The 26,422-nt window shown below is 43.6% G+C and carries 28 protein-coding genes; 9 read left to right on the top strand and 19 right to left on the bottom strand.

The genetic code is table 11. The features are described from left to right. Positions 1-109 precede the first annotated feature (109 nt). Complete coding sequence (locus ACRAD_RS12240; RefSeq protein WP_005021314.1) at positions 110-2,110, top strand: Ig-like domain-containing protein; 2,001 nt, start codon at positions 110-112, stop codon at positions 2,108-2,110. A 155-nt stretch (positions 2,111-2,265) separates the two neighbouring features. On the opposite strand, the gene ACRAD_RS12235 is transcribed toward ACRAD_RS12240, so the two are convergent. Together ACRAD_RS12235 and ACRAD_RS12230 are read right to left on the bottom strand one after the other, a co-directional pair. Next, on the bottom strand, positions 2,266-2,700 hold the full coding sequence (locus ACRAD_RS12235) for a beta-lactamase hydrolase domain-containing protein (RefSeq protein WP_005021315.1): 435 nt from the start codon (positions 2,698-2,700) through the stop codon (positions 2,266-2,268). Next, positions 2,693-3,028, bottom strand: coding sequence for a TIGR01244 family sulfur transferase (locus ACRAD_RS12230; protein ID WP_005018435.1), 336 nt, complete (start codon positions 3,026-3,028; stop codon positions 2,693-2,695). Before ACRAD_RS12230 ends, ACRAD_RS12235 begins: the two co-directional genes overlap by 8 nt. Before the next feature lie 262 nt (positions 3,029-3,290). Between ACRAD_RS12230 and trxC the strand changes: the two genes are divergently transcribed. Next, on the top strand, positions 3,291-3,722 hold the full coding sequence (gene trxC, locus ACRAD_RS12225) for a thioredoxin TrxC (protein ID WP_005021316.1): 432 nt from the start codon (positions 3,291-3,293) through the stop codon (positions 3,720-3,722). Between the two features lie 55 nt (positions 3,723-3,777). Further along, entirely contained in the window at positions 3,778-4,128 is a 351-nt protein-coding gene (locus ACRAD_RS12220) for an acyl-CoA thioesterase (RefSeq protein WP_406565408.1), read from the top strand. Between the two features lie 60 nt (positions 4,129-4,188). Here the strand turns inward: ACRAD_RS12220 and ACRAD_RS12215 are convergent, their stop codons facing one another. Further along, positions 4,189-4,692 carry a DUF4442 domain-containing protein gene (locus tag ACRAD_RS12215; RefSeq protein WP_005021319.1) on the bottom strand — a complete coding sequence of 168 codons (504 nt, stop codon included), beginning with the start codon at positions 4,690-4,692 and terminating at the stop codon, positions 4,189-4,191. Positions 4,693-4,719: 27 nt separating this feature from the next. Beyond that, on the bottom strand, positions 4,720-5,208 hold the full coding sequence (locus tag ACRAD_RS12210; RefSeq protein ID WP_005021321.1) for a YajQ family cyclic di-GMP-binding protein: 489 nt from the start codon (positions 5,206-5,208) through the stop codon (positions 4,720-4,722). A 91-nt stretch (positions 5,209-5,299) separates the two neighbouring features. Between ACRAD_RS12210 and ACRAD_RS12205 the strand changes: the two genes are divergently transcribed. Further along, on the top strand, positions 5,300-5,614 hold the full coding sequence (locus ACRAD_RS12205; protein WP_005018447.1) for a rhodanese-like domain-containing protein: 315 nt from the start codon (positions 5,300-5,302) through the stop codon (positions 5,612-5,614). A 77-nt stretch (positions 5,615-5,691) separates the two neighbouring features. Here ACRAD_RS12205 and mnmC read toward each other — a convergent pair whose 3' ends face one another. From mnmC to ACRAD_RS12185, 4 genes are read right to left on the bottom strand one after another with little or no spacing between them, the layout of a single operon-like run. Next, a complete protein-coding gene (gene mnmC, locus ACRAD_RS12200) occupies positions 5,692-7,599 on the bottom strand; it encodes an FAD-dependent 5-carboxymethylaminomethyl-2-thiouridine(34) oxidoreductase MnmC (RefSeq protein ID WP_005021323.1) in 1,908 nt (635 codons plus the stop codon). Positions 7,600-7,638: 39 nt separating this feature from the next. Further along, positions 7,639-8,127: a hypothetical protein gene (locus ACRAD_RS12195; RefSeq protein ID WP_005018451.1), complete on the bottom strand. Its 489-nt coding sequence runs from the start codon at positions 8,125-8,127 to the stop codon at positions 7,639-7,641. A gap of 4 nt (positions 8,128-8,131) precedes the next feature. Then, the gene (locus tag ACRAD_RS12190) at positions 8,132-8,434 is read right to left on the bottom strand and encodes a YciI family protein (RefSeq protein WP_005018454.1); all 303 of its coding nucleotides are present in this window, start codon (positions 8,432-8,434) and stop codon (positions 8,132-8,134) included. Between the two features lie 26 nt (positions 8,435-8,460). Beyond that, positions 8,461-9,075, bottom strand: coding sequence for an inner membrane-spanning protein YciB (locus ACRAD_RS12185; protein WP_005018456.1), 615 nt, complete (start codon positions 9,073-9,075; stop codon positions 8,461-8,463). Between the two features lie 44 nt (positions 9,076-9,119). Here ACRAD_RS12185 and ACRAD_RS12180 point away from each other — a divergent pair, with 44 nt between their 5' ends. Further along, positions 9,120-9,986 (top strand): PHP domain-containing protein, encoded by an 867-nt coding sequence (locus ACRAD_RS12180; RefSeq protein ID WP_005021326.1) that lies wholly within the window; start codon positions 9,120-9,122, stop codon positions 9,984-9,986. A gap of 6 nt (positions 9,987-9,992) precedes the next feature. Here ACRAD_RS12180 and ACRAD_RS12175 read toward each other — a convergent pair whose 3' ends face one another. Together ACRAD_RS12175 and radC are read right to left on the bottom strand one after the other, a co-directional pair. Next, complete coding sequence (locus ACRAD_RS12175; protein WP_005018461.1) at positions 9,993-10,904, bottom strand: bestrophin family protein; 912 nt, start codon at positions 10,902-10,904, stop codon at positions 9,993-9,995. Positions 10,905-10,946: 42 nt separating this feature from the next. Next, positions 10,947-11,672 carry a RadC family protein gene (gene radC / locus ACRAD_RS12170; RefSeq protein WP_005021340.1) on the bottom strand — a complete coding sequence of 242 codons (726 nt, stop codon included), beginning with the start codon at positions 11,670-11,672 and terminating at the stop codon, positions 10,947-10,949. Positions 11,673-11,783: 111 nt separating this feature from the next. Between radC and coaBC the strand changes: the two genes are divergently transcribed. Further along, positions 11,784-13,049 (top strand): bifunctional phosphopantothenoylcysteine decarboxylase/phosphopantothenate--cysteine ligase CoaBC, encoded by a 1,266-nt coding sequence (gene coaBC, locus ACRAD_RS12165; protein WP_005021342.1) that lies wholly within the window; start codon positions 11,784-11,786, stop codon positions 13,047-13,049. 62 nt (positions 13,050-13,111) lie between these two features. Here the strand turns inward: coaBC and secB are convergent, their stop codons facing one another. The 4 genes from secB to rsgA all read right to left on the bottom strand — a co-directional run bounded on the left by secB (position 13,112) and on the right by rsgA (position 15,444). Further along, on the bottom strand, positions 13,112-13,564 hold the full coding sequence (gene secB / locus ACRAD_RS12160) for a protein-export chaperone SecB (protein ID WP_005018466.1): 453 nt from the start codon (positions 13,562-13,564) through the stop codon (positions 13,112-13,114). A gap of 27 nt (positions 13,565-13,591) precedes the next feature. Continuing rightward, a complete protein-coding gene (gene grxC / locus ACRAD_RS12155; RefSeq protein ID WP_005018469.1) occupies positions 13,592-13,849 on the bottom strand; it encodes a glutaredoxin 3 in 258 nt (85 codons plus the stop codon). Positions 13,850-13,860: 11 nt separating this feature from the next. Beyond that, positions 13,861-14,283, bottom strand: coding sequence for a rhodanese-like domain-containing protein (locus ACRAD_RS12150; protein ID WP_005018472.1), 423 nt, complete (start codon positions 14,281-14,283; stop codon positions 13,861-13,863). Positions 14,284-14,385: 102 nt separating this feature from the next. Beyond that, positions 14,386-15,444 carry a small ribosomal subunit biogenesis GTPase RsgA gene (rsgA, locus tag ACRAD_RS12145; RefSeq protein WP_005021343.1) on the bottom strand — a complete coding sequence of 353 codons (1,059 nt, stop codon included), beginning with the start codon at positions 15,442-15,444 and terminating at the stop codon, positions 14,386-14,388. A 126-nt stretch (positions 15,445-15,570) separates the two neighbouring features. On the opposite strand from rsgA, the gene orn reads away from it, so the two are divergent. Next, positions 15,571-16,134, top strand: coding sequence for an oligoribonuclease (orn, locus tag ACRAD_RS12140; protein WP_005018477.1), 564 nt, complete (start codon positions 15,571-15,573; stop codon positions 16,132-16,134). 88 nt (positions 16,135-16,222) lie between these two features. On the opposite strand, the gene ACRAD_RS12135 is transcribed toward orn, so the two are convergent. The 3 genes from ACRAD_RS12135 to ACRAD_RS12125 form a co-directional block, all read right to left on the bottom strand. Beyond that, entirely contained in the window at positions 16,223-18,004 is a 1,782-nt protein-coding gene (locus tag ACRAD_RS12135; protein ID WP_005021344.1) for an acyl-CoA dehydrogenase C-terminal domain-containing protein, read from the bottom strand. A 170-nt stretch (positions 18,005-18,174) separates the two neighbouring features. Then, complete coding sequence (locus ACRAD_RS12130) at positions 18,175-19,977, bottom strand: acyl-CoA dehydrogenase C-terminal domain-containing protein (RefSeq protein WP_005021346.1); 1,803 nt, start codon at positions 19,975-19,977, stop codon at positions 18,175-18,177. A gap of 310 nt (positions 19,978-20,287) precedes the next feature. Further along, positions 20,288-20,695, bottom strand: coding sequence for a hypothetical protein (locus ACRAD_RS12125; protein WP_005021349.1), 408 nt, complete (start codon positions 20,693-20,695; stop codon positions 20,288-20,290). Positions 20,696-20,825: 130 nt separating this feature from the next. On the opposite strand from ACRAD_RS12125, the gene baeS reads away from it, so the two are divergent. Both baeS and ACRAD_RS12115 read left to right on the top strand, forming a co-directional pair. Beyond that, positions 20,826-22,493 (top strand): sensor histidine kinase efflux regulator BaeS, encoded by a 1,668-nt coding sequence (baeS, locus tag ACRAD_RS12120; RefSeq protein ID WP_005021351.1) that lies wholly within the window; start codon positions 20,826-20,828, stop codon positions 22,491-22,493. A 12-nt stretch (positions 22,494-22,505) separates the two neighbouring features. Further along, positions 22,506-23,192 (top strand): response regulator, encoded by a 687-nt coding sequence (locus ACRAD_RS12115; RefSeq protein ID WP_005018483.1) that lies wholly within the window; start codon positions 22,506-22,508, stop codon positions 23,190-23,192. Positions 23,193-23,527: 335 nt separating this feature from the next. Here the strand turns inward: ACRAD_RS12115 and ACRAD_RS12110 are convergent, their stop codons facing one another. Continuing rightward, a complete protein-coding gene (locus tag ACRAD_RS12110) occupies positions 23,528-24,970 on the bottom strand; it encodes a protein adenylyltransferase SelO (RefSeq protein WP_005021353.1) in 1,443 nt (480 codons plus the stop codon). Between the two features lie 173 nt (positions 24,971-25,143). After that, positions 25,144-26,307, bottom strand: coding sequence for an acyl-CoA desaturase (locus ACRAD_RS12105; protein ID WP_005018486.1), 1,164 nt, complete (start codon positions 26,305-26,307; stop codon positions 25,144-25,146). Between the last annotated feature and the right edge of the window lie 115 nt (positions 26,308-26,422).

Here is a 26,422-nt window from a genome sequence, read left to right as displayed (position 1 = left end):
GTATTAATAAAGAATCAGATTGATAAAAAATGTTATTTTAAGTAAATTTCACTTATAAGTAATCAATTTTTAAATGATTTGAATTTTACAAGAAATATAGGGTCTATAAATGTCTAACTATTTAATCAAATTAAAAAAACTTGGGGTAAATATAACTCTACTCACGAGTTCAATTGTATTGGTCGCTTGTGGTGGAGGTGGAAGTGACGGATATTTTAATCAAGATGGTGGGTCTGGAAATGGGTCAGGCTCGACCGATGGGGGGACTACAGCTGAAGTTCGTATAAGTAATATTGAGCTCTATGATACTAACAATTTATTGACCCGTACCGTTACAGTGCAAGGCGCTACAGCAAAAGTTAAAGTAACTAATGCTTCTGGTCAAGCTATAAGCAGTGCTTTAGTTACTTTTTCAGGTTCAGGTGTCACATTTGGCACCACTAATAATGCTGTCTTAACTAATGCTGAAGGTGAAGCCAGTATTTCTCTTAAACCATCAAATACTACAGATACAGGAAGTCACCAGATTTCTGCCACTGTAATTTATAATGGTATATCGTCAACTTCTTCTCCCTATTATTTCACTTTACAGGCTTCTAATATAACTTTAGCTAACATGACTGCAGAAAGTACACTATTGGAATCAGGTGCTTCTACAAATATTACTTTAAAAACTCAAGATGCAGTAACAGGTATTAATCAGAACGATGTAACTGTAAACTTTAGTGCAACTTGTGGAAAATTTGAACCAAGTTCTATGGTTTCTTCAAATCAAGGCGATATTACTACAACTTATACAGCAGTTAATGCAAATGGTAACTTGTGTGAAGGTTTACAGACTATCACTGCAACTGGCAGTAATACAGCTATAAGCAATAGTATTCAAGTTAATATTGCGAACATACAGGCTAACTCAATAGTTTACAGCTCAGATCCGGTAAATCTTGGCATACAAAGAAGTGGATCTGCATCTTCTGGCCAGATTGAATATACGATTTACTCTAATGGAAAACCGGCTACCAATCAGGATGTCAGAATTGAGCTTATGCGAGGGCCAGAAGATATAAGCTTCATTACGCCAGGTAATCGCTTAACTAAAATTGTCAAAAGTAACTCATCTGGTAAAGTAATTATTAATTTATATCCAGGTAATAAACCTGGGCCTGTAGAAATCAAAGCCTCATTAGCTTTAAATTCTAATATTTTTGCACTGTCTAAAAACGTTACTATCTCTACGGGGCGTGTGACTCAAGATGGACTAAGTCTCTCAGTAGATAAAAACTCGCTTCAAAATGATGTAGATGGAGATTCTGCTACAATTGTAGCTCGTATGGTTGATAGAGTCGGTAATCCTGTACCCGATGGTACGAGCATCAGTTTCGTTGCAGAAGGCGGAAGTATAATGCCTAATTGTTCTACAGTAGGGGGCGCTTGTACTGTAAAACTGATTACCCAGAATCCTCGTCCTGCTGACAATCGTGTGACTGTGTTAGCTTATGTAGAGGGAGATAAAACCTATGAGGATTTAGATGGCGATAACTTATATACAGCTGGCATAGATAAGCTTAGCTCTAATATTGGTGACTTCTTCCGCGATGATAATGAAGATAATATCTACAATTCTAACTTGGGCGAGTTTCTTTATAAACGCGGAGCTAGTGGTACAGCTTGTACTGATTCTAAATTTGTGCAACCTAATATACCTTCTACTTGTGACAATAACTTGGATGCAGTTATTCGTCAGCAATTATTATTTGCTTTTGCTACAGATACTCCTACTATTTCTGATATTAGTCTTTCAAATACGCAGTTCTCATTCAAGCTTTTTGGTAATAGTGCTAGATCAGTTCCGATGCCTACAGGAACCACAGTTGCAGTTAAAGTTGAGGATAATACTAAAAACAATGAGTTATCATGTTCAGCTGAATTAAGAGCAGGTGGAGCGACTGTACCTAATGTATTTGACTTAAAAACACCTTCAGCTTTTAGGAATAATGAACAAGTCAATTATGAATATCGCTTAAAAGAGTGTGCTGCAGGAGACACTATTATTCTGGGTATAACAGCTCCTAATGGAAAGATCAAATCAGTAGAATATACCATCCGTTAATTAAAAATAAAAAACAGCGCCTAGGCGCTGTTTTTTTATGAATGTCAGTATCTGAAAATTAAAGTGAGGTTCCCACACTTACCCCAACAGTTGGGCGTACATTCATAGAACTGCAGCCCATCAAGGTAAGTGAACATAAAAGAACGAGTAAAATTTTATTCACGTAATAATCCCTGTTGCTTGGCCTGATTAAATAGAGCAGTCGAGCGCCCCCCACTATGACAGATCAGCAGAATCGGTTTAGGCAGGCTATTATAATAACGAGCAAACTCAACAATATCCGGCTGTGAAACTTTTACACTTTCAACAGGCTGGTAAATCAGACTGACATGAGACTTTTCTGCAACAGTCCGGAGCTGATTTACGGTTACAGGATTGCCGAGCTCACCGTCGGGCCGGTTAACAATGACTGATTTAAAACCCTGCTTGAGTAACTGCTGAAACTTTACCAAATCCATCTGTCCGGCTACGCTAACCTCTTCATTTAAAGGTTTGCTGATGGCCTGGTCAGTAACAGCAGCATTGACTGAAGAGATGGCACTTCCACACCAGCCCAGACTGAGCAGAAGGGCGCATATGTATTTAGTCATCCAGCAGGTCCATCTGTTTTGCTAATTGATAGAGGTTATTTGAGCGATTGCCAGTACGGCAGAACATTAAAATAGGTTTTGGCAGTTCATTATAGTGATTTGCAAATGTGCGCACATCAAGTTCACTGATCTGGCCAGCAACAACAGGCTGATAGACATAATCTAGGCCCGCAGCTCGAGCGGCCTCTTCAATCTGTGCACTGGTAGGCTGTTCAGCACCACCTTCCATATCTGGACGGTTATTGATGATCGATCTGAAACCTTTTTCAACTACTTGGGACACATGATCAGGGCCAATCTGGCCTGCAAAACCTACATTCTCGCTCATTTTTTTACTCCATAGACTCATAAGGAATTTATGCAGACATGATAGCATTAAGCAAGATTATGCGTCGAAATCGGTAGAAAATTAATAAATTTTTCCCAACAAAATATTAATGGATCTGATGAATATTTTTGATTGGAAGGTTTTTTAATCATATATGGGCTGAGGGCAGATTTAGAGTTTCTGTTTTTATAAAATAATACCATTTGAAAAGTCGGGCATACTCGCATTAAAATTTTCATATACATTGACTGGATGAAAATGAATGATTCTTGTATGTCCAAGCTGTAGTGCAAAAAATCGTGTACCAGAGGAAAAGCTTGATGCAGCTCCGAATTGTGGACAATGTCATGCTGCCTTGCTTCCACGAGCACCAATTGAGTTAACTGAGCAGAATTTTAGTAATTTCATGAGTCATAGTGACCTGCCTGTACTGATTGATCTATGGGCCGACTGGTGTGGGCCATGCAAAATGATGGCGCCGCATTTTGCTGAGGCTGCCAAACATAACCCGCATGTTATTTTTGCCAAGATTAATTCCGAGACTTCTCCACGCTTAAGTGCTGCATTTAATGTCAGAAGTATCCCGACCCTGGTACTGATGAATAAAACCACAGAAGTTGCTAGAATAAGTGGCGCCCTTCGATCTGCCGAGTTACAACAATGGCTGGATCAGCAACTTAAAGTCCGGAGTTAATGTGTCAGATATTAATCTAAAACCTGAAGGGGTATTGTCTCTTCAAACAATTGCTATGCCTGCTGATACCAACTGGAGCGGAGACGTGTTTGGTGGCTGGATCGTTTCACAGATGGATTTAGCTGGTGCAATTCATGCTGAACGTTTTAGTAAAGGACGATGCGCCACTATTTCGATTAACCAGATGACTTTTCTGGTACCGGTTAAAGTGGGCGATGTAATTAGCTGTTATACCAAAATTTTAAAAGTTGGTAATACTTCAATCCAGATGCAGATTGAAGTCTGGGATAGCCATGATTCATCACGGCCAGCTAAACGTGTTACAGAAGGAGTTTTTACTTTTGTCGCTGTAGACGTAAAAGGTAATAAACGCATAATTCCAGAAGAGGTTAAGCAGAAGTTTTAGAGTCACAACAGGTTTAAAATAAAAATCCCAGACATAATCTGGGATTTTTTATAATTGTCATTAAGACGGTTTAAGCCGATCTTTAGCGACCCAGGCCCACAGCATTTCACACTGAATGGGCTCTTCACCAGACTCGTCTACCACTGAGACTGTAACGAGCGTTTCGCCTTTCTCCGAGGTTTGCATCATCTGCTGCTGTTCAGCAGACAAAGTTGCTACAGCGGTCATCGCTCCTTGAGTGGGCCGTTTAAAGTCAATTTTAAAACTTTTAATCAGTACAATAGCATTTTGAGGAACATTCATTGCAGTTACAAAACCAGTAGCAGTTTCGGCAAGAAGTGTCATGGCACAGGCATGAATCTGACCAATATGGTTCTGCATGGTATGATGATTCGCCATACTGACTACCACTTTGGATGCGGTTACTTCAAGATAACGAATCTTTGCTGTACCTACCATTGGCACCACCCGACCAAATGCTCTACTCCACAAAGTACTGCGCAGGCCTTTAGGAAGCTTTGAGGTGGTCTTGATCAGTCTGGACAAGCGATTATTATGGGCCATGAGGTTTCTCTTGCAAGCAATAGTGTCTTAATCTTTGAAGTTGTTAAATTGTAGTGGCAAGCCAAACTGCTGCTCACGCAGAAAGTTCATTACCTGCTGCAGGGTATCGCGCTTTTTGTCTGTTACACGGATTTTGTCACCCTGAATCGATGATTGCACTTTAATCCCACTTTCTTTAATGGCTTTATTAATTTTTTTTGCCGTATCTGAGTCAAGGCCATCTTTAAGTTTGATCACCTGGACTACATTTTTTCCTGAAGCAGTCGCTTTTTGGGGATCGAGTGCCTGTACATCAATTTTACGTTTATAAAAGTGATTCTCTAACATGCTATACACTTGTTCACATTGGAAATCACTTTCTGTGATAATTTTAATTTCTTTATTTTTTTCATTTAGTTCGATGGAAACATCCTGGCCGCGGAAGTCAAACCGGGTTGCAATTTCCTTTTGGGTATTTTGAACAGCGTGATTAACTTCAAATAACTCTAATTCGGATACAATATCGAAAGATGGCATGGTTTAGACCTTTACAAAGGGAAAGAATATCTGAGATGCTAGGGATGTTTTCTTCATTTGCCAAGTATTGTTTACATCAAAGGAGTGCGCAATGATCCGTAAACAAGAAATTACTACATTTGAGTTCCCAGAAAATGCTGTTATCTGGGATGTCCGTGACACAGGTGCATATGCAGAAGGTCATATTCGAGGTGCGATCAATCAGCCTATCAATGATCTGAGCGCAGAAAGCTTGTCTCAGGTAGCAGCGGATCAACCGATTTATATCCTGTGCGGTGGTGGCAGTAAAGCCCCGCGTGCGGCTGAAATGCTTGAAAGCATTGATGACTCGCGTGAATACGTGGTATTGATGGGGGGGACCCGAGCAGCACGTGATGCAGGATTGCCTTTGGAACAAGAAGGATAGAAAAAAGCGCCCCAGAGAGGGCGCTTTTTTTCAGGCTATGAGTACTGTACTGTCCAGCTTCGCACAGGCTGGTTGATTCAAGAATTTCTTTGCTGTTTTAAACGTTTTTGAAACCGTTGAGGGTTGAGCTTCTGTACTACACTGGCCGGTACAGGGCAGGCTTCTTTAAATACCAATGCGGCCAGTATTTCACTGCATAAGGGTGCATACAGAAAACCTTTAGAGCCTAAACCGGAAAAAGTATAAATTTCTGTATCAGACTCTATTTTGCCGAGCAGGGGAAAGTAATCCATAGTTTGGGCACGAATAGAGGCACGGCCCTGCCAAGCTTCTATAGGTGGTAAAGTGGCTGCATATTCTGGAAATACTTTTGCAAGAAGTTCTGCATTATGCTGATGATCCTCAGCCAGGACTTCATCATCTTCACGGCCTGGTAAGAACGAAGCGCCAAGAAGCAGATTTTCAGGATCAAATTGCAGACAATAACCGCCATAACTGATGGCTTCCTGCATATTCAGAGGTTGTACCGTATTATTGACCCAGCTTACTTGCCCTCGAATTGGCCGTAGTTTCGGGCAATTGCTGAGCAGTGACTGGCTCTGTCGAGCACAGCACACCACCACATGGTCAAATTTACCCAGAGATTTACCGTTGGCATCATATAAGACGGTGTCTTGAGCTTGCGGAATAATACGTTCCACGGCTGCCTGCGCAAACTGGATCAGTGAATGTTCTAAAATCTGGTCACGTAACAGATGTGGAGAGACACCGCCAGCTTGATTAAGCCGTAGACTTTCAGACTGTGTAGAAAGCGGGTGACATTGAGCAGTTTGTACTGTAAGTAATTCATCCGGATATTGTTCTGCCAGACTCAAGAGCTGTTCGCCTTCTTTTAAAGCCATCTGGTGAATCTGTAATGGCCGGAAAGCTCTAAATTGCTGATAATAATTAAGTGCATATTGCCAAGTAACTGTCATTAAATGGGTATGACTTTTTTCGATCTGGCTGAGCTTCGGATTTAACAGGGCAAGTGGATTTCCAGAGGCACCAGCTAAAGGCGCATTGCGGTCAAACAGTTTAACCTGATGGCCACGCTGGGCAAAAGACCAGGCTACACTTAGTCCGGCAATACCTGCACCAATCACAGCGATCTGTTTTTGCCGATGAGTTGTTTTAACAGCTATTCGGGGGGGGAGTTGCCCTGAAGTCAGACTCTCTGGTTTTTCCTGCTTTTCAGTTGCAGCATCGGCAACGGACGGCTGCCAGATCGCTTTTAACATTTCACGCTTATGACCAAAACCACGTGGACGTGTAACCTGAATGCCGTGACTACGTAACCCCCGCTTGAGAACACCGGCGACGCTGAATGAAGCAAATGTAGTACCATGGTCAGATAAACGGATAATATGATTTAAAACCTGTTCTTCCCACATATCCGGATTACAAGAAGGCGCAAAGCCATCCAGAAACCAGGCATTTACAGATGCTGTCTTTTCCATAAGGGGGAACATATCATGTGCATCTCCCAGCCACAGGTCAAGGCTAAAGCGTTCTTCAGGAAATGACAGCCGGTGACAGCCTGCAATCAGTAAGGGATACTGCTGGAGCAGCTGCTCGGCTAAAGGAGCAAGTTCTGGCCAAGCTTTTAATGCACGGATCAGATCAGGTTTACCAAGCGGAAACTTCTCTACACTGACTGCATGCAGATGGCTATGATTATCAGGTCTGACCTGTTGCCAAAGTTGCCATAACGCTAGAATATTCAGTCCAGTACCAAAACCGGTTTCACCTACACAGAAATATTCAAAGTCGCTTAAGGTAGCGAGGCGTTCAGTCAAGTCATTGCCATTTAAAAAAACATGGCGTGTTTCCAGCAGACCGTTATCTTTAGAGAAATAGACATCTCCAAACTGTCGGGATACCGGTACCTCAATATTATCGATAAGTTGCCAGTCTAAAGCAGCTGTTTGAATCGGATAGGACAAACCATAAAACCCTTTATTTATGCAGAGAAAAAGTGGAAATTACCACTGACGCCGGCGCTTGGTGTATACATAACTTGCAATAAGAAAACCCATCAATACGCCTACAGCTAAAGTTGCTGCGCCGTAGAGAAACATCTGGGCACTACGTTCACTCTGTAAAACCTGAACCTGTACAGCAAGGCTATCATTTTTTAATTGCAGTTCCTGATTTTGTGCCAGCGCGTCCAGATTGGCTTTTTCCAGTTGTTGCAGGCGTATACCTTGATCTTTGATCAGTGTTTTAATCTTGGCATCTTGCAAGGCCTTATTTTTGGCGAGTTGTTCAGCTGTTAAAGGCCGGACTTCCTGAGGTTGGCCTGTAGGGGCAACTGTTGCAGCGACAGCCATAGCGGCTGGTCGGTTAGCCGTATTAGCATTTAGTGGGGCTGTTACAGGTGCAGCTGCTACAGGTTCACTGACTGCTTCAACAGCCCAGGCGGTAGAACAAAAAAATAGAATGCCCAGACAGCTTTGGACTACAACACGCATGAATTTATCCTTGAGGAAAGGCTTTATTGAAAGGCTTAATATCGATATGCGCATAAACACCAGCTTTTAGAAAAGGCTCTTCTTTAAGCCAGACATCCAGTGCTTCACGGCTATCAAACTCAACAATCATAGTACTGCCATAAAAACCTGCCTGAGGATCAGCAGGGTCTTTAGGCATCGCACCTGCTACGATCAGGCGGCCTTCGTCATTTAGCTTTTGTAACCGTTCAATGTGTTGAGGACGTGTGGCGAGACGTTTTTCAACTGTACCCTCGTGATCGGTACAGCTTAATACAAATAAAGGCATGAAATTTTTGACCTGTATGACACACCTTAAGCTTCGGGCGACTTAAAGTGTTTACGTAAGACTATGAACTGAATAATGATAAAGGAAAACATAACAATCATGTCACCAAATGCCGTAAATTCTCCCCAATATTTTCCATTCATCCAGATAAAGGCAAAGAAAATATGCAGGCAGGCCATGACTACAAACATGGCAGCCCAAGCAAAGTTCAGATTCTTCCAGCCTTTTTCGGTCAGGTTGAAAATAGGACCAAATAAACGCTGGATCAGGGGTTTACGTTCTTTACCGAAAAATGGCGACAAAAGGAAAGCTCCGGCAAAGACCAGATTCAAAATAGCTGCCTTCAGACGGATATAAAAATCATCGCTAAGCATTAAAGTGATACCACCAAAAATTACGGTCATAAACAGCACAATCCACTGCTGTTTATCCAGACGGAATTTTTGCATGACAAATAAAGCACCATACACCACCAACATGGAAATGATGAGTCCTGTGGTCGCCACCAGAATATTATTGTTATCTACACCGCCCGCAGAGCCGATCAGTTGTAAAAGTGGATGTTGGGTATCATCTGGTTCAACCGTCTTGTACAGATAAAAGAAAATAATCAGTGGAACAAAGTCCAGAAGCGCTTTCATGTTAGAGTATCAGTTCTGTTTAAATAAATAGCATAGTATAAGAGATGCACGGCATAGATTTACATACACACAGCAATATTTCTGATGGAACTTTGTCTCCAGAGGCGCTGGTGCATGCTGCTGTTGCAGCAGGTGTTCATACCTTGGCCCTTACAGATCATGACAATATGGACGGCATCCAGCGGGCTAAAGCCTGTAGCATGACACTTGAGGCTCCTTACTCACTCAGGATTATTCCTGGTGTAGAGATTTCAAGCCAGTGGTCACGCCCTGCCACCAAAAAGAGTTATGGTGTACATGTGGTCGCGCTGGGCATGCAAAATCCGGCCCCATTATTGCAAATGCTTGAGCAGCAAAAACGTATACGTGCAGCACGTGCCAGACACATTTGTCATCTGCTCACCGATATTATTCAGGTAGATATTTATGAGCAGGTTCTGGCGCTGGTTGAAGGTGAACCTGACCGGATTACCCGAACACATATTGCCAAAGCGCTGGTACAGCAACAGATTGTATCCCGGCCACAGCAGGCTTTTGACCGTTATTTAAAAGAGGGGAAAAAAGCTTTTGTAAATTTTGAAGGTCTAGGGCTGGCCGAAACCATTCAAGTTATACATGCCAGTCGTGGTTTTGCAGTTTTGGCTCATCCAACTCGTTATACCTTGTCGGCCACCAATATCCGTTATCTGGTCGAGTTATTTGCAGAGTCTGGCGGGGATGCCATCGAATTGCCACCGGCCAGTGACCCGACTTCTACTCGCCAGATGATTGACCGGCTGATTCAGCAGTATGCACTGAAAGTTTCAATTGGTAGTGATTATCATGGTGAAAACATGCCTTGGCTCAAACTGGGCAATGTACCTTCACTCCGCCCAGACCAGATTGGGATTTGGGAAAGTTTTTCGCTATAAACCTGTTTAAAGAAGATTATCGTCCTGTGCCTGAATTGGGGGAGGCGTAGGCTTACCTAAAGTGCCGAGCAGTTCAATTTCAATCAGTCGTACCATTGAGTCTAGCGGTAAGTCATTACTTTGGGTGCCAAACGGTTCTTCAAGTTCTGTACTCAGTGCGTCAAGCCCCAGGAATGTATAGGCCAGCAGCCCGACCAGAAATGGGGTAAGCAAACCTAAAGTCTGGCCCAGACTAAAAGGCAGCAAGAAACAGAAACAATAAACAGTACGGTTAAGCAAAACCGAATAGGCAAACGGAAGAGGCGTATTGGCAATCCGGTCGCAACCAGTCTGGACCTCACTCAGTGCTGCTACATTTTGATTCATCTGTGTATAGATGATGTCGGAAATTTCGCCTTCTTTTAAAGCCAGCAACAGTTCCCACTGAATCAGGCTCAAAGTATACTGCGGCGCATTATGGTGCTGATAAAGCTGGGTCAGTGCCTGTTGTGACATACCGCTGGTCTGCAAAAGTTCAGTAGGATTAGCAGTCTGATGACGCAAACGGTCACGTAATACATTGGCAAATACAATGACGTGCTGAATAATACGTTCACGACGTGCCTGTGGCAGTACACGGCAGTCACGGTCAAAATGGCGGGCATTGGCAATCAGAATACCCCAGAGACGCCGGGCTTCCCACCAACGGTCATAACAGGCGGTATTTTTGAAACCCAGAAAGATCGAAAGTACTACTCCAATTAAAGTAAAACCGGCTAAAGGAACTTCCGGAAAGCGATACAGATCAATATATTCAATTCCGCCTACAATGGCTGAGATGAGCATAACAATCCCAAGCGGCGGCAGAATTTTAGGTAGAATTGTACCGCGCCAAGAAAATAATAACTTTAAAACATCGGGTTGCTCGCGGACAATCATATCTGCTAAAACGTCACTGGGTTTAAGCTGATCTTTACGGCTTCAACCAGCTTTGTCAACCTTATTCTCGACCTGTTCTGAAGTATTGAATAAGCCCTGCTCAGCAAAGGAAAAACTGCATTCTGGAGAGATAATAAAATGATCAAGCAGGACAATTTCTACTAACTTACAGGCCTGAGATAATTGCCGTGTAAGTTCCAGATCAGCCGGTGAAGGTTGTGGCTGTCCAAAAGGATGGTTATGTGCAATAACCAGATGACAAGCATGCTGTTTTAAGGCATAGCGCAAAATCTGGTTGATAGATACGGCACAATGATTCAGTGAACCAAAAAATAATTTCTTGAAACTGAGCTTGCGCAGGTCATTATCCAGACAGAGCACTGCAAAAACTTCCTGCCGTTCTCCCAGCAGTTCGTAACGTAAATAGTCTAACACCTGAGCTGAAGAGTTAAGCTCGAGCTGGGGCTGGTGGAAATATTGCTGGAGGTAACGCCGTCCTAACTCTTTAACTGCCATGAGTTGTGAATATTTACTAGGTCCCATGCCATGGAACTGGCTTAGGTCACTTAGTTCGGCATCAAATACCGGACTCAGGCCACCAAAATGCTGAATCATCTGTCGTGCCAGCTCCACTGCTGAATGCTGTCTAGAACCGGAACGCAGGAAAATGGCCAGAAGTTCTGCATCGGAAAGGCTTTGTGCTCCTTGCTGTAATAGCCGCTCTCTGGGCCGTTCCTGTTCCGGCCAATGCTTGATTGAATTTTGCATAATAGTTCACTTTTCTTGTTTATTTTCGTTTTTATATTTCCAGCCGAGAGGCTTGGGTCAGCAGATATTTAATGCTATTGTGAGCGGCACTGCAACAGAGGATTACTGTTCGTGAGCTTTGATTTAAGTGTAATTTCAAATAAAAATATTATTGTCGCTGTCACGGGCGGAATCGCCGCCTATAAATCTGCTATTCTGGTCCGCCGGCTAAAAGACTATGGTTTTAATGTCAGAGTAGTGATGACGCATGGTGCCCAGGCTTTTATCACACCGCTGACTTTCCAGGCCCTCTCAGGTAATCCGGTATATACTGAACTTTTAGACCCTGAAGCTGAAGCAGGAATGGGGCATATTGAACTGGCACGCTGGGCAGATCTGGTTCTGGTTGCACCCGCCAGCTGCGATACACTGGCAAAATTCGCTGCCGGTCTTGCCGATGATTTGCTGAGTACCTTATATCTGGCGACTAAAGCTCCAGTCTGGGTAGCGCCAGCAATGAACCAGCAAATGTGGGCAGCAAAAGCTACACAACGAAATCTGGCGACACTGGTTGAAGATGGTGTTCATGTGGTTATGCCAGAAGCAGGTGCTCAGGCTTGTGGTGATGTCGGACTTGGTCGCATGCCGGAACCAGAAGATCTGGCCCGTCAGGTTAAAGACTATTTTCATAAAGCCCAGCGTGCCATTGCTGAAAAATTTGGTCTTCTGGCCAGCAAACATGTGGTCATTACAGCAGGTCCGACCCGCGAAGCGATTGACCCGGTACGCTATATTTCTAACCATAGTACCGGAAAGATGGGTTTTGCTCTGGCCGCGGCCTGCTATGCAGCAGGAGCTAGAGTTACCTTAATTGCTGGCCCGGTAAGTCTGGATACGCCTAATGGGGTAAGACGCATTAATGTATCTTCAGCAGTTCAGATGTTAGAACACAGTATGCAGATGCTGGAAGAAGGCTGTGATATTTTTATCGCCACCGCAGCTGTTGCCGATTATCGTGTAGCAGAAGTTGCTGAGCATAAAATCAAGAAAGCCGGCGATGAGCTGAATGTTTCCCTGATTAAGAATCCCGATATTGTGGCAACTATTGCCCAGCAGCAAAAGCGCCCATTTATGGTCGGTTTTGCAGCAGAAACCCGTAATGTAGAAGAGTATGCAGCTGGGAAGCTGATTGCGAAAAAGCTGGATATGATCGCTTGTAATGATGTATCACGGAATGACATCGGTTTTGCTTCCGATGAAAATGCCATGATTGTATTTTTTGCCGAGCAGTATCATCTGCAAAAACGTGAGCTGGAAAAGGCGTCTAAGCAGGAAATTGCCCAGCAGCTGGTTGAGGCTGTCGCTGATGCACTGCATCAAAATGCCGCTGTATCCTGATGTATAAAAAACAGTTAATAAAAAAGACCGCAGATTGCGGTCTTTTTTTTACAGGCTGGTAATTAAGCCTGACCTTCAGCATCGGCAGCCCGTTGCATATTAGCTTCAAACTCGGCATCAAAGTTGATTGGAGTTAAAAGCAATTGCGGGAAGCTACCTTTAGTAACCATATCATTTACAGCTTCACGCAGGAACGGAAATAGGATATTCGGGCAATAAGCACCCAGAATGTAAGGAAGACGCTCTTCCTCAACATTATCTACCAAAAAAATGCCTGACTGGGTTACATCGACAATAAACGCAGTATCGCCGGCATTGTTCGCTTGAACTACTACTTTGAGTGAAACCTCAAAATGAGTCGGATCAATTTTCTCTGCGGAAGAGGATAAATTGATATTCAGTTCAGGCTGCCATTCTTTAGTAAATACTTGTGCCCCTGGTACTTCAAAAGAAATATCCTTAGTATAAATACGCTCTAAGGCAAGTTGTGGTTGAGTTTGTTGTTCTTCACTCATTCTTTATATCCTTGATATGGAAACGGGTTAAGCTAAAAGACTATCGAGTTTACCTTCGCGCTCAAGAGCATAGAGCTGATCAAAACCACCGATAAACTGATCTTTAATAAAAATTTGTGGAACAGTACGATGATTAGTGCGCTGCATCAACTCCACACGTACTTCAGGTGCTTCATTTGATAAGTTAATTTCTTTGTATGCTACACCTTTACGCTCAAGAAGCTGTTTAGCACGTACACAGTACGGGCAGAAGGTGGTTGAGTAAATTGTTACTTCAGCAGCCATAAAATATCTCCTTAAGCTTTGGTGGTTTTATTACCTTTTACCAAGGGTAAACCTTGGGCTTTCCAGTTGCTAATGCCACCGTCGAGACGGTAACTGTCATTATGTCCAACTTTCTGTAGCGCACTACCTGCAACCTGACCCAGATTGCAGATAAAAACTAAAGGACGTTCTGTCGCTTTTAATTCATCAACATGATTGGCGATCTGGCTATAAGGGATATTTCGACTACCACTAATATGGCCTTCACGAAAATCTTTAGCATCACGCAGATCGATCAGCATGGCATTTTTTGCCTTGACCAGAATTCCAAGTGACTGCGGTGAAATTTTGCGGCCATTTCGCTGTCCTTCAAAAATGAAAAACAACACCAGCAAAACCCCTAACGTACCAAACAAAAAGGGGTGATTCCCCATAAATTCAAGCCAACGTTCCACAAGTCACCTAATTCAAATCAAAACTGATCTAGAGTATATCGTATATATATGGTGATCAAAATCATCCCTTCAAGGGATGGGCTTTAGAAAACCGTAATAAAACTAATTTTTTTGCTGAGCTTCAGCAATCTCATCCTGCAAGCGTAAATAGCTTTCCAGACGACGGGGCAGAATTTCTCCATTCTTCGCCGCCTCTCTAAGCGCACAATGTTTTTCATGTGTGTGAGTACAGTTACGGAACTGACAGTGCCCCAATAGATTTTCAATTTCAGGAAAACCGCGCTGAACCTTATCTGCATCCAGATGCCACAGGCCAAATTCACGAATTCCAGGCGAATCAATCAATGCGCCGCTAGTTCCAAAACGGATTAAACGCGTAGAAGTAGTCGTGTGCTGACCTAAAGCAGAATTCTCGGAAATTATATTGGTTTTCTGAGAGGCATCAGGAACAATTGCATTGATCAGGGAACTCTTTCCTACACCAGACTGGCCTACAAATGCGACAGTTTCACCATCCAGGCGTTGTGCCAAAGCAGACAGATCACCTTTAGACTGTGTTTGCATGACTTCATAACCCAGTGCTTCATATTCGGACACTAGCTGTAAAATAGGATCATTCTGACTGAGCAGATCAGTTTTGTTGAGTACTAGAAGCGCAGGTATCTCGGCATCTGCACATGCAACTAAATAGCGGTCAATTAGCATCGGGGCCGGTTCTGGCAAGACAGCAAAAACGACTACGATTAGAGAAATATTAGCTGCAACCGGTTTGACCTTATGATAGCGATCCGGACGGGTGAGTAAGGAAGATCGCGAATGAATCGCTGTGATAATACCTAAACCGGTATTGGGGTCGGCTTGCCATTTGACCCGGTCTCCTGTAACCAGTAATTCTAGATTGGTACGGGTATGGCAGCGCCAGATACTGCCCAGTTCCACTGGTTTCCAGAATGGCTCCGGTTCACCTGGCTGGGTCACAGGTTGTGGCGGATGTTCAACAGGAACAGACAAGGCTTCCACTTCAAGCTGGCGGCCATAATGCTGTACCACCAGACCTTCAAGGTCATTTGAAGTATCGATTTCTTCCTGACGTGTTTTTTGCTGTTTCTGAATCCGGCGTTGCTGTTGTTCAGTCAAGCGACGTTTACGAATTAATGCCATTCATATCCTGAGAAAAACCACCTGTTAAGGATGGCAAAAATAGCATGAAGCGGGGTTGAAGTTACAGCCAAGATACAAGAAATTTGCTACTATTATTACTTTCCAAGTACATTAAGATGGTCTTTCATGAGTAGTACCCCAGATACACGGTTAATTTGGATTGACCTGGAAATGACCGGTTTAGATACCGATAACGATCAGATTATTGAAATTGCAACAATTATTACAGATGATCATTTAAATATTCTGGCTGAAGGTCCGGTACTGGCTATTCACCAGTCTGATCAGGTCTTAAATGCAATGGATGAGTGGAATACTCGCCAGCATGGACAATCGGGTCTGATTCAGCGTGTACGTCGTAGTACTTTAACTGCTCTTGAAGCAGAACAGCAGACGATAGATTTTCTAAAAAAATGGGTTAACCCGAAAACTTCACCAATGTGTGGTAACTCGATCTGTCAGGATCGCCGTTTTCTGCACCGGTTAATGCCAGAACTGGAACAATTCTTTCATTACCGTAATCTGGATGTTTCTTCAGTCAAGGAACTGGCGAAACGCTGGCGGCCAGAAATTATGAGTGGCCTTAAAAAGCAGGCATCGCATCTGGCAATGGATGACATTCGTGACTCAATCCGTGAATTGAAATATTATCGCGAGTATTTCTTTATTACACATGATAACCAGCATTAAGATATTTTTAGACTCAAATATGCTGCTGAATAGAAATATCAGTCATAAAAAAACGCCTGAATTTACAGGCGTTTTTTTAGATATTGAATCAGGATTGTGATGTAAAGAACTCTTCACTAAATTCCATCACCAGGTCAGAGCCAGCATTAATCTTGGCAATACGCATAGACAGTTCAGGTAAGATGCGCTGTACAAAATAATGTGCCAAGGTCAGTTTGTTCTGGTAAAACTCACCAGATTTATCTTTTGCTGCCGCTGCAATACGTGCAAACATATAACTGAAGCTGAGCAGGCCAACTGCATGCAGGAAGTCAACTGCAACAGAGTTAGAGAAATCTGGTTTTTCTGATGCCTGTTCAATGATAAAACGACTTACCGCTTCAATATCAGTTGCCGCGTCTAGTGTTGCATCTTTAATGAAGTTGAGATGAGTATCCATATTGTTGGCAAAATCACGGATCTCTGCAATGTACTCTTCCAGGAAAGCACCATTATTTTTTATCAGCTTACGGCCAATCAGATCTTGTGACTGTACACCATTGGTGCCTTCATAGATCTGGGCAATACGCAGATCACGAACACATTGTTCCATACCCCATTCGCGAATATAACCGTGCCCGCCTAAAACCATTTGTGCATCCAGAGTTGCCTGGAATGCCGTATCCGTTAAATATGCTTTAGCAATTGGAGTGAGCAGGGCCACGCGATCATTGGCTTTTTTCACAGCTTCAGGGTCAGTAGAGAACTTGGTAATGTCCAGTTGCTGACCTACATACACCGCAAATGCACGTGATGCTTCACTGTTAGCACGAACATTAAGCAGCATACGGCGTACATCGCCATGAACCAGAATACTGTCGGCAACCTTGTTGGGTGATTTTATACCTGAGGCGCTACGACCTTGAATACGGTCAGTGGCATACTGGGCTGCATTCTGGTAGGCGAACTCGGAAGCTCCGATACCTTGAATGCCCATTGACAGACGTTCATAGTTCATCATAACGAACATGGCTGCCAGGCCTTCATTCTCTTTACCAACAATAAAGCCTTTAGCGCCATCAAAATTCATTACACAGGTAGCGGAGGCTTTAATACCCATCTTATGTTCAATAGAGCCTGGTCCGACAGGGTTACGTTCACCTAGACTGCCATCTTCATTGACCAGAAATTTTGGAACAATAAAGAGCGAAATACCGCGTGAACCAGCAGGGGCATCCGGAGTTTTTGCCAATACCAGATGAATAATATTATCACTCAGGTCATGGTCACCACCGGTAATGAAAATTTTGGTACCGGTAATACTGTAACTGCCATCTTCATTTCGTTCTGCTTTGGTTTTAATAATACCCAAATCAGTGCCCGCATGCGGCTCAGTCAGACACATGGTCCCTGACCATTCACCTGAATAGATTTTTGGCAGATAGGTTTCTTTTTGTTCCTGCGAAGCATAACTGTTAAGTGCCATACCTGCACCTACAGAAAGCAGGGGATAGAGCATGAATGCCGGATTGGTCGCAAACAGCATTTCATCTGCCAATACAGTCAGCATTTTTGGCATTGCCTGACCGCCCCATTCTTCATCGGCGCCCAAGCCAATCCAGCCACCTTCTGCATATTGGCGAAAAGCTTCCTTATAGCCCGCAGGAGTAGTGACTGCACTATTATTATATTGTGCACCTTCTTCATCACCACTGCGGTTTAATGGCAGAGTCACGTTCTGTGCAAACTTGGCCATTTCTTCAAGAATTGCTTCAGCAGTTGCTGCATCTACATGGTTTAGGTTTTCATTGGCTTGCCAGAATTGTTCTGCCTGAAAGACATCATTCAGAATAAAGCGCATATCTGCAAGAGGTGCATTATAAATTGGCATAGTTCACCTGTTTATTGTTCGAATCAGTAGATTTTAATCAAGTTAAGTAAAGTGCCGTTATACCTTAACCGATTACGTACCAGATTTTGAGTATTTGATAAAAGAAAAGGACTGTCCAGAATAATGCTGTGCAGTCCTTTCCCATGAAAACTTGCTATAACAATGTTTTGTTAGAAGACGAAATGTTCAGCATCAAGTGCCATGAGTGAATCAAGGCCGCCTGCGATTACGTCAACATGTGAGCGTACACGTGGCAGGATTTTCTTGAAGTAGAACCGTGCAGTGGTAATTTTGGCATTGTAGAAATCAACTTCTGTACTGCCGGCTGCCAGCTGCTGCTGAGCCAGAAGCACCATACGTGCCCACAGGTAAGCCAGTGTTACATAGCCCGAGAAGTACATGTAGTCAACTGCTGCTGCACCTACTTCATCCGGATTTTGCATTGCTTTCATACCAATTTGCATAGTCAGCTCACCCCACTCTTTATTGAGTTTGGCAAGTGGCTCGATGAACTCGGCAAGTTCTGCATTGTCTTTGTTGGCTTCGGCAAATTTATGAATGATCTTGGTGAAATCTTTCAGCATGGCGCCTTGAGTGCCCAGCACTTTACGGCCTAGCAGGTCAAGAGCCTGGATTTCAGTAGTTCCTTCGTACAGGCAGGCAATACGGGTATCACGTACAATCTGTTCCATACCATGTTCAGAAATGAAACCATGACCGCCATACACCTGAATACCTTTATTTGCAGCTTCCAGACCGGTTTCAGTCAGGAATGCCTTAGCGATTGGGGTAAGAAGTGACAGGATATTGTCGGAGAATTTACGCTCTTCTTCAGTTGCGCCTTTTTCAACAACATCAGCATGCTGGGCCAGCAGATAAACCAGTGCACGGCCACCTTCGGCAAATGCTTTCTGAGTCATCAGCATGTTACGTACTGCCGGGTGAACAATAATTGGATCAGCTTCTTTTTCTGGGGCTTTAGGGCCAGAAAGCGAACGCATCGCCAGACGGTCTTTTGCATATACAATAGACCCTTGGAACGCTGACTCAGATGCAGCCAGACCTTGTACTGCCGTGCCAATACGTGCCGTGTTCATGAATGTGAACATACAGTTCAGGCCGCGGTTTTCAGGACCGATCAGGTAACCGGTTGCGCGATCAAAATTGATAACGCAGGTGGCATTACCATGAATTCCCATTTTATGTTCAATTGAACCACAACGCACGGCATTACGCTCGCCAACTGAACCATCAGCATTCACATTGAATTTTGGCACAATAAACAGGGAAATACCTTTGGTACCTTTAGGCGCGCCAGGCAAGCGGGCAAGAACAATATGAATAATATTTTCTGCCATGTCGTGTTCGCCGGCAGAAATAAAGATTTTTTCGCCAGAGATTGCATAGCTGCCATCAGCATTTGGTTCAGCTTTGGTACGAATAATACCCAGATCAGAACCTGCATGTGACTCGGTCAGGCACATGGTACCCGTCCATTCACCTGATACCAGTTTCGGCAGATAGGTCTCTTTTTGTTCATCAGAACCATGATGCTCAAGAGTACGCACTGCACCATGAGACAGACCCGGGTACATGCCCCAAGCCCAGTTAGAACTACCTACCATCTCAGAAATAGCAATGCCCAGCGAGTTTGGCAGGCCCTGACCGCCGTATTGCTCTTCAGCAGAAAGAGATGGGAAGCCGAGTTCGATATATTTTTGATAAGCTTCTTTAAAGCCGGTTGGTGTAGTTACTACACCATCATTCCAGCTACAGCCTTCACGGTCACCAATCTGGTTTAACGGAGAGAGTTCGTTTTCACAAAAGTCTGCTGCCGCTTCAAGATACTGATCTACTAAATCACGGCTTACATTTTCCTGAAAAGCCGGTAATTTTGCATAATGTTCTTCGGCATTTAACAGTTCATGCAGAACAAATTGCATATCACGTAAGGGCGCTTTGTATTGTGGCATATCGGGTTCCTCAATACTGGTTAAACCAGATTTATAATCCTAATAAACGATTTACGTGCCAGCAGCGACACATATATTTGTACGCTTACATCGTGCAATAAGTTGCACCACCACACAAGCGTCGAAGGGGTATTGTTGGTGACTGTAAAGTCAAAGAAAAGACTCTTGAAAAATCTAACCTGTTTGAGTGTAAACAGTTTTTATTATTTTAAGCTGACACAAATAGTCAAAATCGTAAGGGAATATGTATGGTATGAGGCAAGGAATTAAATAAAAAAGACACCCAAAGGTGTCTTTAATAGTTTTACTTTCATGCTACCGGTTTAGCAGCAGGCTGCGGTGTTAATGGCTGAGCAGTTGAAGGCTGGGGCGCCACTGTTGCTGTCCGTTTAGGCTTAAAGCGCATTTCACAGGTGCCTTCAATGGTTTTGTCGGCCATTTTGAGCTGAACGGTTTGTCCGGCAGGCTTACCTGCACAGGCCTGCTGAAGCTGCTGATAATGCATCTGCCGTTCAGCACGGCGCTTATCCCACTCTGCACGTTGTTCCGGTGTCATATTCCGGTGATGGCGTTTCATATGATGGCCTCTATCACCATCTTTGTGCATCATTGGGTGATGTGGTTTATCTTGTGGAGCTGTAGAGGATTGACAGGCAGTCAGGCCTATAACAGCAGTCAACGCTGTACCCAATAATCCGGCCTTGATTAAAGATTTCATTATTACTCCTGAGCCAACTGTATTTACCAATAGCTTAAGATTAAATAATAAAGATGTAGAAACAATGAAGAGTATTTTTGCCAGAGCTTGGTTACAATGATGAATCAGAAGAATAAATTGAGAAATTGTTTTGAAGATCCGCCGAGTTCCTATTGCCTTACGCCTGTTTCTGACCGTGCTGTTTACGACGTTATTCATTACGACGCTCAGCTTGGGGGTATTGCACTGGACCATGCAGAAAAACTTTGCCAAGTATGTGGCAGATGTAGAAATGCAGAAGCTGGATCTTCTGATCAGTAATCTGGCTGGTGTATACGGTTTATATCAGGACTGGGGTAATGCTATTCAGGCGCAGATTTTACAGATTGAAGGTGAGGCTGCACCAGACGACTATGACCGTCTTTCGCGGTGGTGGCTGCGCCGTCAATACGATATTGCCTTGCAGCAGCGTTATTTTCAAGAACATTCTATGATGAATGTCTCTCCCCAGTTTCCGGCCAATGAACAGTTACGGCAAAAAATGGTGGATACTGAAGAACTACGGTTTATTGAAGAAAATTTACCTTCCGAATATCAGCCTTTTGAAGGACTGCGTTTTCCGTTAAGTGCTAACCAGAGCATGACCCATAATCCGGAAAAGAAAACCAATCCCTCTACGCTTCAAAGCGTAGAAGCTCAAGCTGGTAAAAAACGGTTCATTTTTATGCCAGACCGTCTGGGGCTGAGTTCGCGGTTATCACTGTATGATGCCCAGCGACAGTTTGTAGTTGGTGAGCCCTCTGATCAGGAAGTATCTTATCGTCCTATAGTAGTAGGTAATCAGGTAGTCGGCTATCTGGGCTTAAAACCTGTACTGGATCAGGATGATGCTTTAAGTATTAATTTCTTCAGTAACCAGAAGCGCTACCTGCTTTTAGTATATGCCTTAACCATTTTGGCCAGTTTGATTGCCGCTATATTAATGGCAACCTATTTTAAAAAGCCGATTCAACGCCTGCTGCGTGCCACACAGGAATTAACTCGAGGTAATTATCTGCATCAGGTCAAAATTCGCCGTAATGATGAGTTAGGTGATCTGGCCAATGAGATTAACCAGTTAGCAATTATTCTTGACCAGCATGAGCAGTCACGCCGGCAATGGGTTGCAGATACTTCACATGAGTTGAAAACACCGTTAGCGGTACTACAGGCCCAGATTGAGGCCATGCAGGATGGTATCCGAAAAGCTACCCCTGAGCATCTTGCTGCCATGATGCGTCAGGTCAGCAGTCTGAAAAAACTTACTAAAGATCTGGCGGATCTGGCCCAGGCCGAGGCCCAGCAGCTCAAGTGCTATTTCTCTAATGTTGATCCGTGGTCTGTGGTACAGCAGGAAATTGAAAACTTCCGGCCGAACTTTGAACAGGCAGGACTCTCAGTACACTCAGAGGGAACAGAGGCTGAATTACAATTGGATGTAGACCGATTCAAACAAATTGTGGTCAACTTGCTTGGAAACAGTATTCGCTATACAGAAAGTGGTGGAGAAATCCGTATTCATACTGAACAGTCTGATACGCATTGGAGTCTGTATGTGGATGACAGCCCATTTGGGCTCAGCGATGAGCAGCTGTCACGTCTGGGTGAGCGCTTTTACCGAGTAGATGATTCGCGTACGCGCAGTACCGGCGGAACCGGATTAGGTCTGGCCCTGTCCTGTAAAATTGCCCAAACCATGGGCGGAGAATTAACATTCCATCATTCACCACTCGGCGGTTTGCGTTGCAAGCTGACTTTTCCCAAATTAACCACTATATAAGGAAGCACACTCATGAAGCATGTCATGCTAGTAGAAGATGAAGTTGAACTTGCTGGACTGGTACGCGATTATCTTGAGGCTGGCGGTTTTGAAGTGAGCGTCTTTCATGATGGGCAAGAAGCCTATGACCATTTCCTTCAGCGCAAACCAAGTCTCATGATTCTGGATCTAATGGTACCGCGTATGGACGGGTTGACTATTTGCCGAAAAGTACGTGAACAGTCAGATATTCCTATTATTATGGTCACTGCCCGGACTGAAGAAATTGATCGTGTGCTTGGCTTAAATATGGGTGCTGATGATTACATTTGTAAACCGTTTAGTCCTAAAGAGCTGGTAGCACGTGTACAGGCGGTACTGCGCCGTCTGGACCGCAAGGCTGAACCTGAACAAAATAGTCTTTTCAGAATCGATAAGGCGCAACAGCGTATCTGGTATCAGCAGAAATCCTTGAATCTGACACCCACAGAGTTCCGCCTGTTAGAGCTGTTTTTAGAACACGTGGGACAGGTATATTCACGTGCCCAGCTGTTAGATCATATTAATCCTGACAGTTTTGATGTAGCTGACCGTGTGATTGATAGCCACATTAAAAATCTGCGCCGTAAAATCACTGATGCAGCTAATACTGGCAACCGCCATGAGTGGATTCAAGCAGTTTACGGGGTAGGCTATCGTTTTGAATATCCAGATGAATAAATAGCACAGCTTTAATTTTCTTACTAAAAAGCGGAGAGCATATGATCCGCTTTTTTATTGATTAGCTCTGGTTAGAGGCTGTGGATGCTGAGACTAAGAAGTTGTCTGATGATCAGTGCGGTGCAGAATATGATAAGTCTACTAGCCATATATTATTCTCTTGTCTTTATACCACAAATACTCTATTTCTTATAAAACACATTAGATAAATTGTTTTTAGAGAAATAGTTGCTGAACAAATACTTATAATTTCCTGTATTTTTTCTAATTAGCTGACTCTAATCGGATTAGAGGTGTGGATAAAATGTATTTTATCCACACCTCTACAGTTTCAGCTATGAAGAGCAGCTAACCATAATTTCGGGTATATCACTTGGTAGAGGCGCCTGGTCTTCCGGTTTTTCGGTTTCTGGCTGAAAAACAAACGGCTGACTGAGTAAGGTGAATAAACGGTCTACTTCAGAAAAGTCATCCTGTTCTGCCAGTTCAATCGCTTTTTGTGCCATGTGATTACGCAGAATATAGCGAGGATTAACCTGTTGCATGGCCTGATCCAGCTTATCTGTATCTTGATGCTCACGGATTTGCTGATATAGGGTCAAGAAGGTATCAAACTGCCGGATATCGAGGCAGTCATCACGAAGAGCCTTATATTCCTTTTGCTGTAAGCGGATAAAACTGTGAGTGTAGTCCAACTGTTCACTTTGCAGAATTCTTAAGAAGGCCATACCACATTCCATACTCTCTTTATGGAATTCGGGTAAGCCCATTTTCTGACATAAACCAAATTGATACTGTTCCAAAAAGGTCGGTTCAAACTGTTCCAGACATTTGGCAAGTTCTTCCTTGAATTGTTCCTTGTCGGTTTCTTCAGCCAAAGGAATAAGGTTATTTAACCAGATCCATAAGTTCCAGTGGGCAATACTTGGCTGGTTCTGGTAACTATAGCGCCCCTGATAATCCGAGTGGTTATTGATCCAACCCGGGCGGAAACGCTCCATAAAGCCATAAGGACCAAAATCAAGAGTTGAGCCAGTAATATTAAGATTATCGGTATTCATCACCCCGTGGGCAAAACCAACCAGTTGCCACTTGGCGATCATGCTGGCAGTTCTTTTAATCACTTCTTCAGCAAACGCCAGTACAGGTAATTGTGTTTTCAGACAATCCGGATAATGCCACTCGATACATTTATATGTGAAATCTTTAAGTAACTCTGGAGCATACTGGTTAATCCACTCAAAATGTCCGAAGCGGATATGGCTATCAGCAGTTCGCAGTAGCATGGCACCTGGTTCCAATGTCTCGCGCTGTATATTCTGGGTGGAACTGGTGAAACCTACGGCATTGCTAGATGGTACACCCAAGGCATTAAGTGCATGACCAGCCAGATATTCGCGGATTACCGAACGCAATACTGCCCGGCCGTCACCCATGCGTGAATAGGGGGTAGGTCCTGCACCCTTAAGATGAAGGTCAATCGTCTGGCCTTGTCGGTCAAGTACCTGTGCAATCAGCAGGCCGCGGCCATCTCCAAGTTGTCCGGCCCACTGCCCAAACTGATGTCCTGCATAGACCATGGCTAAGGGCGAACATTCCTGAAACGTTCTTTGTCCGCTGCAAATTTCAACCCAGTTTTGTTTTTCTTCTTCAGTCCATTGCAACTCTTCCGCCAGATGCAAGTTAAAGTGACCCGGCTTGGCACCTCGTAATGGTACAGGCTGTTGCTGATGATAAAGTCGGGAGTCGAGGGAAGAATATCTTGGATTAAACTGCATAAGGTACCAGACAAATAAAAATATAGATTTACTATAACAAATTTACTGTTCCTGCCTAGCACTAGTTAAGGCGTGATAAGAATTGGATACAAATACCTTAAAAACATAACTGCTTTAAAAGAAAAAAGGCTAAAACCCATTTCCGGTTTTAGCCTTTTTTAAAGTTTTAAAAATCAGGTGGTCTGTTTTTTCAGGCCACGCATAACTTCTTCTAACGATTTACGGTGATGAGCCAGACGCTCCTCTACCTGCTGGAATTCACCTTTTAGGCGGTTATCCATCTGGTGGATTTTTTCTGCTACAGCAGCTTTCTTGGCATGAAGCTCCTGTTCCTTGAGTTTAGCCCAGTCATTTAAGGTATGAGTAAAAGCTTCGTATTCCTGAGCAAGCCGCTGTTTAACAGTACTGATATCTGTATTCACATCATGGCCGTAGATAGCAAGATCTTGTTCAGCATATTTAAACTTCATTGCCAGTTCAGCTTTCTTGATATTAAAGCTTGGTATGCGGCGCAGATTTTTAGCAAGTCCCAGTTTTGAACAGCTCCAGATGAGCCACTTGGTAGGGTCGTATTGCCACCACTTTACACCATTACGATAGTCGTACTGGAAAATGTGGTGATAGTTATGATAACCCTCACCCCAGGTAGCAATTGCCAGCCAGAAGTTATCACGTGCTGTATTTTCATCTGTATAGGGACGTTTGCCCCACATATGACAAAGAGAGTTAATAAAGAAAGTCACATGATGACTTAGAACCAGACGTAACAACCCACCCAGTAGAACTACTCCCCAGATATCACCTACAGCCCAGCCAATCCCGCCCAGAATTGCAACATGTACGGCGATTACCAGCGGTACATAGTACTTGTGCTGAAACATAACCAGTTTGTCATTCAAGAGGTCAGGTGCATTTTTATAGTTAGGTGCTGCAGCCGGATAGTCACGAATCATCCAGCCCAAGTGGGCATACCAGAAACCATTATTGATGGAATACGGATCTTCTTCTACATCATCAACATGACGATGATGGGTACGGTGGCCAGAAGCCCAGTATAAAATACTATTTTGTACTGCAAACGTTCCACCAATCATCAGGAGGATTTTTAAAGGCAGGGAGGCTTCATAGGCACGGTGCGCCCATAACCGATGGTAACCTGCAGTAATACTTAAGCTACTAAATGCTAACAAGAAAAATAAGCTGAGCCATGCACTTAAGCTAAAATCATGATGATACGCGTAAAGCGGAATCAGAACAGCGGCAGCAATGGGAGTCCCAAGTAGAGTAATACTGGCGGTCCAGTTAATTGGGGCTTTGGTTAGGGGAGGATTATTCATCTCCAGTAACGCTCCTACAAGCCTTTGCAACAAAGGCAAAAACGAAACAGCGCAGCTATTTTTTGACAAAAATAGCCATAAGACCCGCATCTTAACATGTGAGTACAGCTGTTCA

Source organism: Acinetobacter radioresistens DSM 6976 = NBRC 102413 = CIP 103788 (genome assembly GCF_006757745.1).
Taxonomy (GTDB): domain Bacteria; phylum Pseudomonadota; class Gammaproteobacteria; order Pseudomonadales; family Moraxellaceae; genus Acinetobacter; species Acinetobacter radioresistens.
Note: the sequence above shows the minus strand (reverse complement) of the source record. Positions and strands in the feature narration are given on the sequence as shown.